Here is a 12,871-nt window from a genome sequence, read left to right on the forward strand (position 1 = left end):
CCTTGACCCTGATTTGCTTCAGTTTCGGACTGTTTGTGCAGGTTGCTGCGCAAGCGGCCGTTCCGCAGAGCGATATGGCTGGGTCGGCTGATTGTGCTGAAATGGCGCAAAGCATGGCCGAGCACGGCATGTCTGAACACGCGATGCCCGAACAGATGGTTTCCGAAACGGACTCCACCGAACAGCATGGCTCATGCTGCGAGATGAGCCTCGATTGTCTCGTAGCCATGAATTGCCTCCCGCCGCTAGCGCTTGCGGGTCCGGGACTGGCGCATGCAGGACCGTTTCCTGTTGCGCCTACGTATCTGGCCGCTAGCGCCAGCAGGCTCGACGGCCAGCCTCGACCGCCGGAATCTCCCCCTCCACAAACTGAACTCACCATCTAGCATTTCCCGGGCGGTGCTCTGCGCCGTTTGCGAGCTTGACGGATTACTTGACTTGCGCCGTGTCGATTGACGCGTACGCCGCAGTCGTTCCCGGCCAGTTCGCTTTGAAAGAGTGAGAATTATGGATTGGCGAATTGGCTTGTTGCCGTTTTCGGCCCTGCTCAGCGCACAAGCTGCGCAAGCGCAGTCTGTCGGATACGAAGAAGCCCTTGCATCGGTAAGAGTCGAGCAACCCGCTCTAGAAGCTGGCGCGCTGCGTGTGCAATCACGGCGCGAGGCTGCGGAAGCGGCAGACGAGCTTCCTGACCCGCGTGTACGCGCAGGGGTTATGAATCTTCCGGTCAGCGGTCCCGCGGCGTTCGAGCTTGACCGGCAACTTCCTACGCAAGTCGCCATCGGTATCGAGCAGGAGATACCCAACCTCGCCCGCCGACGGGCGAAATTTGGCGTTGCCAGTTCGGAAGTGAGGCTAGCCGAAGCGCGCCTGGGTGTGACCGACCGTGATCTCCTCGCCGATGCGGGAACGGCTTGGGTGAGGCTCTATTATGCGCAGGCGCGGATTGAGCTTGCCCACGCCGCGCTGGACGAATTGAGGGCATTCGTACCCGCAGCGAACAGCGCCGTCGCCTCCGGGTCGGCCCGCCCGGCAGAGAGTCTGGCGATCCGGCGCGAACTGCTTGGGATCGAGGATGCAGCGACGTCGATCGAGGCCGAGCGCGAGACGGCGCAAGCGCAGCTTTCCCGATACATACCGTTCCCTGACCCGGTTGCCTTGGGTGAGGCTCCCACGGCGGCTCTGGATGAAAACCAGCTTCGCTTCGAACTGGAAGAGAATCCCGAACTCATTCTGGCCGATGCGGAACAAGATCGGGCCGAAGCCGGTGTGGCGCTCGCTCGCGCTGAAAAGCGGCCGGATTTTGGGGTGAGCGTCACCTATGGTCGTCGCGACCAGGCGTTTGGCGATGCGGTGTCGGTCATGGGGTCGATTACTCTTCCGATCTTCACCGACCGGCGGCAGAATCCGCGCATCGCCGCCGCCGAAGCCGATGCCGCTGCCGCTTTGGCCGACCGCGAGGATCGCAGGCGCGCGCTGGTTGCGGATTTCGAAGCCCAACTCGCCACTTGGCGCAGCACTACGCGCCAATGGCGCCGCGCGCGTGATGAACTTCTTCCGCTCGCGCGTGACCGCGTTGAGCTCGAGACAGCCAGCTTTGCGGCCGGGCGTGCCGATCTCGTCGATGTGATTGCGGCGAAATCCGCACTTGCCCTGCTCGAGCTGGAAATTCTCGAACGCGAACAGGCGGCGGTGCAGGCGGCGGTCAAACTACAACTCACATACGGGGAGGGCAGGCCATGAACTCCGTGCTCGAACGATTTACGCAGCGCCAACGCTTGTTTGCGGCTGGGCTAGGTATTGCCCTTGTCAGCCTGGCTGCTGGCTACGGTCTTCACATGCTCGGCGGCGAGAGCAGCGGGGCTGGGTCGGCGACGGATACTGACTGTGAGGACGTGCTCTATTGGTACGATCCGATGGTGCCCGGACAACGCTTTGACGAGCCCGGTAAGTCGCCCTTCATGGACATGATGCTGGTTCCCAAGTGCGCGGGAGAAGCTGCGGAAGCGGGCGTCCGGATCGATCCGGGCCTTGTCCAGAATTTCGGCATTCGCACTGCAGCGGCCGAGTTCGGAGTTCTCGAGCCGGAAATCACCGTGACGGGCGTCCTCGCGTACAACAGCCGGGATGTTGCCATCGTCCAGCCAAGAGCGGGCGGATATGTCCAACGGACCTATGGTCTTGCACAGGACGATGTCGTGCGTCGCGGCGCTCCGATAGTCGACATTCTTGTCCCTGACTGGGGCGGCGCGCAGCGTGAATACATTGCTGTGCTCGATACCGGCGATCAGGCACTTGCAGACGCGATGCGGCAGCGCATGCGCTTGCTCGGCATGACCGACGCAATGATCGCGTCGGTTGAACGCACACGCAGAGCTCAAAACACGATCACCGTCACGGCTCCCGTGGGCGGTGCCGTAACAATGCTTGGGGTGCGCTCGGGCATGACTGTAATGGAAGGTCAGACTTTGGCCGAGATTACGGGCTTTACGCCGATATGGCTTGAAGCTTCGGTTCCTGAAGTCCAGGCCGCAAATGTCCGGCAGGGCCAGCCCATCAGTGCGACCTTGGCAGCGTATCCGGATCAGCGATTTGCGGGACGGATTGTTGCCATCCTTCCAAGCGCCGATGCCGCGAGCCGAACCATCACCGTTCGGGCTGAGCTACCCAATCCGCGCGGCAGGTTGAAACCGGGGATGTTCGCGCAGGTGTCGCTTTCACCCGACACACGGCGAGCCTTGCTGGTACCGTCGGAGGCGGTCATTCGAACCGGACGCCGAAATCTCGTGATGCTCAAGCAGGATGAAGGCGCGTTCCTGCCTGCTGAGGTCGAAATCGGGCGCGAAGCGAATGGCAGGACAGAGATACTCGCAGGCCTTGCGGAGGGCGAGCAGGTCGTCACTTCAGGTCAGTTCCTGATCGACTCCGAAGCAAGTCTTAGCGGGATCGACGTCAGGTCGATCGATGGGACCATGAGCATGGCGTCGGAAGGCTCGCCAAACATGAGGACGTACACCGCTACGGGAAGAGTGACGAAAATCGCTGGTGCTTCGATCACTCTCAATCACGCGCCGGTTCCCGCTCTCGAATGGCCGAGCATGGTCATGCCCTTCGCACTCGAAGACGCCGCTCTAGTTGACGGTATTGAACCGGGCGACAAGGTCGAGTTTACGTTCTCGCAGCACGACACCGGTCCGCGTATCGAATCCATTCGGAAGACCGACCGATGATCGCGCGCATAATCGATGCATCGATCGCCAATCGGTTTTTCATCGTTCTGGCGGCTATCGCGGTCACGCTGGCTGGCTTCTGGGCGGTGCGCGCAACGCCTGTCGATGCGATCCCCGATCTGTCTGATGTGCAGGTCGTGGTGCGGTCTAATTATCCGGGCCAAGCTCCGCGCATCGTTGAGGATCAGGTCACATACCCGCTCGCAACGACGATGCTCTCGGTGCCGGGCGCGGAAACGGTGCGCGGCTATTCGATGTTCGGCGACAGCTTCGTCTATGTGATCTTCGAGGACGGTACGGACCTCTACTGGGCGCGCTCGCGCGTGCTGGAATATCTCAACCAAGTGCAAAACGAATTGCCCGAAGGTGTGACAAGCTCGCTGGGGCCGGACGCGACGGGGGTGGGCTGGATTTACGAATATGCTCTCGTCGACCGAACGGGGAACAGCGATCTTGCTGGGCTCAGAAGTCTTCAGGACTGGTTCCTGCGCTATGAGCTCCAGACCATCCCCGGCATTGCAGAGGTTGCAAGCGTTGGCGGCATGGTCAAGCAGTACCAGGTCGTGCTGGAACCCTACCGGATGGCTTCGCTTGGCGTCACCTACAGCGATGTCGTGCGTGCCATCCAGGCCTCAAATCAGGAGGCCGGCGGATCGGTGGTTGAAATGGGCGAGGCCGAATTCATGGTCCGCGCTTCGGGCTATCTCACATCTCTCAACGACTTCAGACAGATTCCGCTGAAATCGGTGGGTAACGGTATCCCCGTCACCTTGTCCGATGTCGCCACGATCCAGCTTGGCCCCGAAATGCGGCGAGGAATCGCCGAACTCAATGGCGAAGGCGAGGTCGCAGGCGGTATTGTCGTGCTCAGACAGGGTGAGGATGCGCGGGCAACCATCGCGGCTGTCGAAGAGAAGCTCGACGTGCTCCAGGCCAGTCTTCCCGAAGGGGTCGAGATTGTCACGACCTATGATCGTTCGAAGCTGATCGATGCCTCGATCGAAAACCTGACCGGAAAGCTCATCGCCGAGTTTATTATCGTCGCGATCGTTTGCGCGCTATTCTTATGGCATGTGCGGTCAGCATTGGTGGCGATCGTCACGCTTCCATTGGGGGTGCTGGCGGCCTTTATCGTGATGCGTTTTCAAGGGGTCGATGCGAACATCATGTCCTTGGGCGGCATAGCCATCGCAATCGGCGCGATGGTCGACGCTGCCATCGTCATGATCGAGAACGCGCACAAGCATATCGAGCATTGGGAAGAGGACCATCCCGACGAGCAGATGTCCAACGATGAACGCTGGAAACTGATTGCGGACGCATCGAAAGAGGTGGGGCCAGCGCTGTTTTTCAGCCTCCTGATCATAACCCTATCGTTCCTGCCGGTGTTTACTCTGCAGGCGCAGGAAGGCCGCCTTTTTTCCCCACTGGCCTTTACCAAGACCTATGCCATGGCGGCGGCCGCCATTCTGTCGGTGACACTGGTTCCCGTACTCATGGGCTGGCTGATCCGCGGCAAGATACCCAAGGAGGACACCAACCTCCTCAATCGCTTGCTGACCAACGCCTACCGGCCCGGTCTTGATTGGGTAATGCGCCGACCGAAAACCACATTGGTTGTGGCAGGCCTCGTATTCCTTACAGCGCTGGTCCCGTTCACCCGCCTTGGAGGAGAATTCCTGCCGCCGCTCGACGAAGGCGACTTGCTTTATATGCCAAGCGCGTTGCCTGGTCTGTCTCCTGGTGAAGCGTCGGCATTGCTTCAGCGGACTGATCGACTGATCAAATCCGTACCCGAAGTCGACACCGTGTTCGGCAAGGCAGGACGCGCGGATACCGCAACAGACCCGGCGCCGCTCACGATGTTCGAGACGACCATCCGGTTCAAACCTCGAGAAGAGTGGCGACCCGGAATGACGCCGGAGAAGCTCGTCGAAGAGCTTGATCGTGCGGTGCAGGTGCCGGGGCTCGCCAATGTCTGGGTGCCCCCGATCCGCAATCGCATCGACATGCTCGCGACCGGTATCAAGAGCCCGATAGGCGTGAAAGTGTCTGGCGAGAACCTTGGCGAGATCGAGCGCGTGGCGTTGCAGGTCGAGAATGTCGCAAAACAGGTTCCCGGCGTCAGCTCCGCTTTGGCAGAGCGTCTTTCGGGAGGCCGCTATGTCGATGTGGACATCGACCGGGTCGCTGCGGCGCGTTTCGGGCTGAATATCGCCGATGTTCAGCAGATTGTGTCAGGCGCGATCGGCGGCGCGAATATCGGCAGAACGGTCGAAGGATTGGCGCGATATCCCATCAATGTGCGCTATCCGCGCGAGATCCGCGACAGCCTCGCAGAACTGCACGCGCTGCCTTTGCTAACCCCCTCTGGCCAGCAAATTACGCTCGGCACCGTAGCGCAGGTGAGCGTCAGCGATGGCCCCCCGATGCTCAAGAATGAGCAAGGCCGTCTCATCAGCGTGGTCTATGTCGATACGCGCGGGCGCGATTTGACCTCGGTCGTAAGCGATCTTCAGGCGGCAGTTTCAGAGGGCGTCGATCTGCCTGCCGGTGTAAGCATTTCCTACGCGGGCCAGTTTGAATATCTCACCCGCGCCAATGAGCGGTTGCAGGTCGTCGTTCCCGCGACGCTCGGCATCATTTTCGTTTTGCTGTACCTGATCTTCCGCCGCTTCGACGAAGCGCTACTTGTTATGGGCACGCTGCCCTTTGCCCTCACCGGCGGCTTCTGGCTGCTCTATCTGATGGGCTACAACCAGTCTGTTGCGACATCGGTGGGTTTTATTGCGCTTGCCGGTGTGTCTGCCGAGTTCGGCGTCATCATGCTGATCTACCTCAAGTCTGCGCTGGCCCGGCGCAGCGGTGCCCTCGATGCGGACGGCGTGGGCGAAGCCATCAGGGAGGGTGCTCTTCTGCGCGTGCGTCCCAAGGCGATGACCGTGGCCGTCATTCTTGCCGGTCTCTTCCCTGTCCTCATTGGAACCGGCGCAGGTTCGGAGGTCATGAGCCGCATCGCCGCGCCGATGGTGGGCGGCATGATCACCGCGCCGCTGCTTTCGATGTTCGTTATCCCCGCCGCATATTTGTTGATGCGGCGCCCCCGGCCCGAACGGCCAACCCAACCGCAAGGAGAAGAAGAATGCGTACCACAACCCTCATGAGCCTACTGGCCTTTCCGCTGGCGCTGGCGGCCTGCGATTCTGGCCAGGACACTGCCGACATGAACGACATGCCGATGGCAGAAAATGAAATGATGATGGACGGCGAGGATATGCCAATGATGGAACCTGGCAGCGAAATGCAAACCGTCAGCGCAGAAGGCACGGTCACTGCAATCGATGCCGAAGCGGGCACGATAACCGTCGACCACGGTCCGGTCCCAGCGATCGAATGGCCTGCGATGACCATGGCTTTTGAAGCCGATGAGCAACTGCGCAGCGAAGTAAGCGTCGGTGAGGGAATTGCCTTTGAATTTCGTACTGGTTCTGAAGGCAGTGTGATCACGTCGATCACGAAGGAGTAAATCGGTTGGGTGGTGCCAGGCAAATCTGGTGCCGCCCATCGCGAAACAGGAGGAGCATGATCCGGATACCGCGCATCACCCAGGCATTCCCCGTGGACCGCCGCACACTGATCAAAAGCGCTGGTTTTGCTGCTGCAGGCTTTGCCGCGTTCCCGCTTGCGGGATGCAAGGCGCAAGACGCATCGATGCTGGACAGCACTGACGGGTCCAATCCACTCGCTATACCGCCCTTGCAGCGTGGCGAGATTGAGCAGGGCGCACGGGTTTTCCGCCTGTCTTTGACACCGGGCCAGAAGGAATTCGTCCCCGGTGTTGCTTCGCCCACCATCGGCATCGACGCACCCTATCTGGGACCGACGCTTGAAATGCGCCGGGGCGAGTGGGTGCAGTTTCATATCGACAACAAGCTGGCCGAAGGCGCTACGGTCCATTGGCATGGTTTCGAACTTCCTGCCGCAGCCGATGGCGGACCGCATCAGTTGATCCGTCCCGGCGAACGCTGGAGCCCCTCTTTCGAAGTTCGCCAGCGGGCTTCGCTCTACTGGTGTCATTCGCATTTGGAACGCGAAGCCGGGCCGCAGGTCTATGCCGGGCTTGCCGCGCCGATTTTTGTTCGCGATGACGAGGAAGAGCGCCTCGACTTGCCGAGCGACTATGGCGTCGACGACATTCCGCTGATCGTGCAGGACCGCGTCATCGATGGATCCGGCCGCTTGGTGTACCCGCTGAGCATGCACACGCGGATGATGGGCGTGCGCGGGAGCCGGATATTCGTCAACGGCACTGAAAACGCTGTGTTCGACGCACAGACAGGCCAATTGCGGCTGCGCATCCTCAATGGATCGAACGCCCGCCTTTACGATCTTTCGCTCGAAGGTGATCGTTCGATGCAACTGATCGCGAGCGATGGCGGCTTGCTCGATCGTCCGCACATCGTCCGCTCGGTCAGGCTCGCCCCGGGGGAGCGCGCGCAGGTAATTATCGATCTCTCGGAAGGACGCCCGCTTCGCCTTCTTGCCAGCAGTCCCGAAAACGCCATGGACATGATGGGCGGACGCGGAATGATGGGCGGCGGGATGACGGGGCGCGGCGATAGCGGCGATGCTTCCGCAGACGTGTTTCAAATCCTCGATATCAGGCCGGCAAGTTCGGCCCAGCGCATCAGGGTGCCGACACAACTGGCATCGCTTGCTCCACCCGACCTGTCGTCAGCCGTCCGAACCCGGCGTTTCGTTCTCGACATGGGCATGATGGGCGGCGGAATGTCCATTAACGGTGCTGCGATGGACATGAATGTGATCAACGAACGTGTGCCGGTCGGCCAATGGGAAATCTGGGAGATCGCCAACGCTTCGATGATGGCCCACCCGTTTCATATCCATAACGTCCAGTTTCGTGTGATCGACCGCGATGGCCGAGCGCCCCCACCATTGGAAACCAGTTTGAAGGATACCGTGATCGTCAACCCGCGCGAGCAGGTACGCCTTCTCCTGCGTTTTGAAGAACACACCGACCCAGACCTGCCCTACATGTATCACTGCCACATTCTCGAACACGAGGATGCAGGCATGATGGGGCAGTTCGTAGTCGTGAAGAGCTAGGAAGGACAGGCGATGAGCAAGAACGAGAGCGTAATCGAGGGTACTGCGATCGACCCGGTTTGCGGCATGAGCGTTGCAATCGACGGGGCTCAGCATATCGCGACGCATGATGGCGCGAAACACTATTTCTGTTCGCCGCGCTGTCACGACAAGTTCGTCACCGATCCCGAGCTCTATCTCTCGGGCGCGCATCTCGACGCGGTCGAGGATGTGCCCGAAGGCACGATCTACACCTGCCCGATGCACCCTGAAATCCGCCAGCCCGGGCCAGGTTCATGCCCGATTTGCGGCATGGCGCTCGAACCGGAAACGGTTTCGCTGGGCGATGGCCCCGACCCCGAACTGGTCGACATGCGGCGTAGGTTCTGGTGGAGCGCACTGCTTACGCTGCCTCTGTTCGTCTACGCGATGAGCGACATGGCACCGGGGCTCAGTTTCGACGGGCTGATCGAACCTGCCTGGGCGCAATGGGCGCAGTTTGCCCTTGCCACACCGGTTGTTCTTTGGGGAGCCTGGCCGTTCTTCGTTCGGGCCATCCAGTCGCTCAAGACGCGCAATCTCAACATGTTCACGCTGATCGGGTTTGGCGTTGCCATCGCCTATCTGTTCAGCGTGGTGGCGACGGTCGCGCCCGATCTGTTCCCTGCAGCGTTCCGCGACCATTCGGGACGGGTCGGGGTCTATTTCGAGGCGGCAGCGGTCATAACCACGCTTGTCCTGCTCGGACAGGTCCTCGAGCTCAAGGCCAGGGGCTCGACCTCGAGCGCCTTGCGCGCATTGCTCGAGCTGGCACCGCCCAGCGCGGTCAAGATCTTCGGCTCCGGCGATGAGCGCGAGGTGCCGCTCGACCAGCTGGCCACAGGCGATCGTCTGCGCGTCCGCCCCGGCGATAAGGTTCCGGTCGATGGAGAAATCGAGGAGGGATCGAGCGCCATCGACGAATCCATGATCAGCGGCGAACCGCTTCCGGTCGCCAAACAGGCTGGCGACACAGTCATCGGCGGCACAGTCAACCAGACTGGTGGGTTCATTATGCGCGCAACCGGCGTGGGCAAGGACACGATGCTGTCCAAGATCGTCCAGATGGTGGCCGAGGCGCAGCGCAGCCGCGCACCGATCCAGCGACTGGCGGATCAGGTGGCGGGCTGGTTTGTGCCTGCGGTGGTGGTGATAGCCATCGCCACCTTCGTGGTCTGGGGAATCTGGGGTCCCGCACCTGCGCTTGCCTACGCATTGGTCAATGCCATTGCGGTCCTGATCATCGCTTGTCCCTGCGCGCTTGGTCTCGCTACGCCGATGTCGATCATGACCGGCACGGGCAAGGGTGCCCAGCATGGCATCCTGATCCGCAATGCCGAGGCGCTGGAGACACTCGAGAAGATCGATACGCTAGTGGTCGACAAGACCGGCACGTTGACGATGGGCAAGCCCGATCTGGTGGCGGTGACGCCAGCAGAAGGAATCGACGAAGCCGATTTCCTGGCTGCGGTTGCAGGCGTCGAAATGGGGAGCGAACATCCGCTGGCCCACGCCATCGTCGAAGGTGCGCGGACGCGCGGGGTCTCGCCCGCCAATGCCACGGATCTCGCTTCGACGACCGGGGAAGGTGTTGAAGCCAATGTCCAGGGCCGCCGGGTTGCGATCGGCAATGAGAAGATGATGCGGCGCGTCGGGATCGATGACGAGGCCTGGCTCGGCACGGCCGAAAGTGGCCGCAGGCAGGGTCAAACAGTGATGTTCGTGGCATTCGATGGCCGTCCGGCAGGGCTCATCGCGGTGGCCGATCCGATCAAGCCTACCAGTGCAGCGGTCATTGCGGCACTGCACAAGCGCGATATCCGGGTCGTTATGCTCACGGGCGACAGCCGCGGCACTGCCGAAGCGGTCGCCCGTGAAATGGGAATCGACGAAGTGCATGCGAATGTCTCGCCCGAAGACAAGCACCGCAAGATCGAAGAGCTGAAAGCGCAAGGTCGCCGGGTCGGCATGGCCGGGGACGGGATCAACGATGCTCCTGCGCTGGCTGCCGCCGATGTTGGTATTGCGATGGGCACCGGCACCGATGTCGCAATCGAAAGCGCAGGCGTGACGCTGGTTCGCGGCGACCTGACAGGAGTGGTGCAGGCCATCGTGCTGTCGCGTGGGACGATGCGCAACATCCGGCAGAACCTGTTTTTCGCCTTCGCTTACAACACACTCGGCATTCCGGTCGCGGCAGGCGTGCTGTATCCCTTCTTCGGAGTGCTGCTCAGCCCGATGATTGCGGCCGCAGCCATGAGCCTCTCTTCCGTATCGGTGATAGGCAATGCGCTGCGGCTGCGGGGTCTGCGCCTCGAAGTCTGACAGGCCAAACTTCAGCCATGCGCGTTTTTCCAAGCGCCCATGGAACCGAGATAGATGTCGAGGCGCTTGAAGCCCTGGCTTGCGAGCCAGCCTGCCGCAACGCTCGCCCGCATGCCGCTCGCGCACATCAGCGTGTAGTGGCGGTCGCGGTCGAGCTCTTTCCATCGCGTGTTGAGCTCGCCAACATAGATATGCTCTGACCCGTCGATGCTTGCATCTTGTCGTTCGTCCGCGTCGCGCACGTCGAGCAAAGTCCATTCGCAGCTGTCTTGATCGAGCCTGCGCGCGACTTCCTCGGTGCCAATCATGGGAATGCTGCGCATCGCTTTGCCCTGAGCAGCGGCTGGAACCACGCCGACATAGCCGCCGACAACATTATCGAGACCGATGCGCACCAGATGGGCCATGGCGTGGGCTAGCTGGTCTTCCTCGGAAGCGACGAGGGCAATCCTGTCGCCTTCACCGAGGAACCATCCGGCAAAGGCCGGTATCATTCCCACCGGAAGGCACATGGCACCCGGCATATGACCGGCGGCATAGGCGAGCGGCTCGCGCACATCGACCAGGTGATCGGCGCCGCTCTCGCGAAGGTCGTCCAGCCCCAGACGCCTTGGCCGCATAATCCGCGGCGCGGCATCGGCCCCTTCGAGGTTAAGCCGTTCCATCAGCCGGAAATAGGGAGGTTGGTAGTGGTGTTCTGCTACCTTCGCCTTGATGAACTCATCGCGGTCGGAGATGCGCAGGCGCGGGTTGTTGCGCCGCTCGTGGCCGATTGTCGAGAATTCCCGGTCCGCCATTCCCGACCCGCAGACCGAGCCCGCACCATGCGCCGGGTAGATGATCGCCTGGTCGCCGAGGCGGCAAAGTTTCTGCAGGGAGTCGAAAAGAAGGCCCGCGACTTCTTCCTTGCGCTCGGGATAGAAATCGGTGCGTCCGACATCGCCGACGAACAAGGCATCGCCGGTAAAGACGCCGACCGGTCCCTCGGAATATTCGCTGTCATGGATGACGAAAGCGAGATGATCGTCGGTGTGTCCAGGTGTTTCAAGCACTTCGATCTTCAATTGACCCAGCTCGAAACAATCGCCTTCGCGCGTAGTGTTGGCGAAGGCCACGTTTCCGGCCGGATTGGGACCGTGGTGAACCGTCGCACCAGTCAAGTCCGCAAGGATCGGCGAGCCGCTGAGCAGATCCTCATTGCGATGGGTTTCGAAGATATGCGTTATCTCCAGCCCTTCAGCCCGGGCCCTTTCGACATAGACCTCGAAGTCCCGGCGCGGATCGATGACCGCTGCCTGTCCGCCCGAACCGATGATGTAGGAAAGGTGCGAGAGGCCAGGGGTTTTGATCTTCTCCAGAAACATACAATTTTCCTTGTCTGTTGCTCAAAACTTGTAACGTTCGGGCTTGTTACAGAACGATAAATGATACGACGCTCAATCGATACCGAGTTCGGCCTTGATGGCACCAGGACTTTCGAAACGTTCGGCTTCGGGCCTGCCGATGGCAGGCTTTGCGTTGATCCAGGTGTCTTCGCACACGAATTCAAGCAGGCTCGCCGCGAGATCAGCATGACGGCACCGGAAACAGCCTTCCGCCAGCCGCTCGTCCGTAATCACGGCGTCGCCAGTGTAAGGCTCATCCAGCAGCCAGCCCGGCCGTGCGGCCGTCCATTTAATACCTTGGGCGTCGCTGAGCATCACTTCCATGGAGCGCATCTGCTCGAGTATATTGAACAATGCAGGCTTGGCAGTGAGTTCCAACCAGGCCGGGACGCTCGACTGATGTTCGACGAAGGCAGCGGAGATTACGGCAATGCGGTCGATCTTCGCTTGTGCCATCGCCTCGAGCAGGTTGCGCGTGCCATCGGTATAGAGCGGCGGTGGATCGATCGCATTGCCCGGACCGAAAGCGACACCGAGGGTCGAGATAACCGCGCGGCAGCCATCGAGATCGCCCGCGAAATTATCCGACAGCACATCGCATTCGATATATTCGAAGTCGCCCACCCGCTCGCCTGGCCCAGGCACGGTGTGTTCAAAGGCGCGGATCGGTATGTCTCGGGCAATGGCACGCCTCAAGAGCTCGGTGCCGGTCTTCCCGCCTGCGCCGAAGACAGCGATGGGCCTCGTATCGGTCATCTGCTTGTTCCTGTAAAAATGGTGAGGGCG

The 12,871-nt window shown here is 61.0% G+C and carries 9 protein-coding genes; 7 read left to right on the forward strand and 2 right to left on the reverse strand.

Annotation, left to right across the window (positions count from 1 at the left end; genetic code table 11):
* Positions 1 to 113 precede the first annotated feature (113 nt).
* The 7 genes from NAP1_RS16635 (at position 114) to NAP1_RS03480 (ending at position 10,700) form a co-directional block, all read left to right on the forward strand.
* Positions 114 to 386, forward strand: coding sequence for a hypothetical protein (locus NAP1_RS16635; protein ID WP_241761171.1), 273 nt, complete (start codon positions 114 to 116; stop codon positions 384 to 386).
* 121 nt (positions 387 to 507) lie between these two features.
* Entirely contained in the window at positions 508 to 1,743 is a 1,236-nt protein-coding gene (locus NAP1_RS03455; RefSeq protein ID WP_007163842.1) for a TolC family protein, read from the forward strand.
* Positions 1,740 to 3,230, forward strand: a complete 1,491-nt coding sequence (locus tag NAP1_RS03460) for an efflux RND transporter periplasmic adaptor subunit (protein WP_007163843.1) — start codon at positions 1,740 to 1,742, stop codon at positions 3,228 to 3,230. The genes NAP1_RS03455 and NAP1_RS03460 overlap by 4 nt, the downstream gene beginning before the upstream one ends.
* Positions 3,227 to 6,394, forward strand: a complete 3,168-nt coding sequence (locus tag NAP1_RS03465; protein WP_007163844.1) for an efflux RND transporter permease subunit — start codon at positions 3,227 to 3,229, stop codon at positions 6,392 to 6,394. The genes NAP1_RS03460 and NAP1_RS03465 overlap by 4 nt, the downstream gene beginning before the upstream one ends.
* A complete protein-coding gene (locus NAP1_RS03470; RefSeq protein WP_234990067.1) occupies positions 6,373 to 6,756 on the forward strand; it encodes a copper-binding protein in 384 nt (127 codons plus the stop codon). Before NAP1_RS03465 ends, NAP1_RS03470 begins: the two co-directional genes overlap by 22 nt.
* Positions 6,757 to 6,812: 56 nt before the next feature.
* A complete protein-coding gene (locus NAP1_RS03475) occupies positions 6,813 to 8,357 on the forward strand; it encodes a multicopper oxidase family protein (protein WP_007163846.1) in 1,545 nt (514 codons plus the stop codon).
* 12 nt (positions 8,358 to 8,369) lie between these two features.
* On the forward strand, positions 8,370 to 10,700 hold the full coding sequence (locus NAP1_RS03480; RefSeq protein ID WP_007163847.1) for a heavy metal translocating P-type ATPase: 2,331 nt from the start codon (positions 8,370 to 8,372) through the stop codon (positions 10,698 to 10,700).
* Positions 10,701 to 10,711: 11 nt separating this feature from the next.
* Here NAP1_RS03480 and NAP1_RS03485 read toward each other — a convergent pair whose 3' ends face one another.
* Positions 10,712 to 12,064 carry a rhodanese-like domain-containing protein gene (locus NAP1_RS03485; RefSeq protein ID WP_007163848.1) on the reverse strand — a complete coding sequence of 451 codons (1,353 nt, stop codon included), beginning with the start codon at positions 12,062 to 12,064 and terminating at the stop codon, positions 10,712 to 10,714.
* Between the two features lie 72 nt (positions 12,065 to 12,136).
* Entirely contained in the window at positions 12,137 to 12,841 is a 705-nt protein-coding gene (locus tag NAP1_RS03490) for an NAD(P)-dependent oxidoreductase (protein ID WP_007163849.1), read from the reverse strand.
* Positions 12,842 to 12,871: the final 30 nt, after the last annotated feature.

This window comes from Erythrobacter sp. NAP1 (assembly GCF_000152865.1).
Taxonomy (GTDB): Bacteria; Pseudomonadota; Alphaproteobacteria; order Sphingomonadales; family Sphingomonadaceae; genus Erythrobacter.

Excerpts from the sequence above, each read along its gene's own strand:
- NAP1_RS03485 (WP_007163848.1), bottom strand. The coding sequence starts at position 12,064 with ATGTTTCTGGAGAAGATCAAAACCCCTGGCCTCTCGCACCTTTCCTAC.
- NAP1_RS03480 (WP_007163847.1), top strand. The coding sequence starts at position 8,370 with ATGAGCAAGAACGAGAGCGTAATCGAGGGTACTGCGATCGACCCGGTT.
- NAP1_RS16635 (WP_241761171.1), top strand. The coding sequence starts at position 114 with ATGGCCGAGCACGGCATGTCTGAACACGCGATGCCCGAACAGATGGTT.
- NAP1_RS03490 (WP_007163849.1), bottom strand. The coding sequence starts at position 12,841 with ATGACCGATACGAGGCCCATCGCTGTCTTCGGCGCAGGCGGGAAGACC.
- NAP1_RS03470 (WP_234990067.1), top strand. The coding sequence starts at position 6,373 with ATGCGTACCACAACCCTCATGAGCCTACTGGCCTTTCCGCTGGCGCTG.
- NAP1_RS03465 (WP_007163844.1), top strand. The coding sequence starts at position 3,227 with ATGATCGCGCGCATAATCGATGCATCGATCGCCAATCGGTTTTTCATC.
- NAP1_RS03455 (WP_007163842.1), top strand. The coding sequence starts at position 508 with ATGGATTGGCGAATTGGCTTGTTGCCGTTTTCGGCCCTGCTCAGCGCA.
- NAP1_RS03460 (WP_007163843.1), top strand. The coding sequence starts at position 1,740 with ATGAACTCCGTGCTCGAACGATTTACGCAGCGCCAACGCTTGTTTGCG.
- NAP1_RS03475 (WP_007163846.1), top strand. The coding sequence starts at position 6,813 with ATGATCCGGATACCGCGCATCACCCAGGCATTCCCCGTGGACCGCCGC.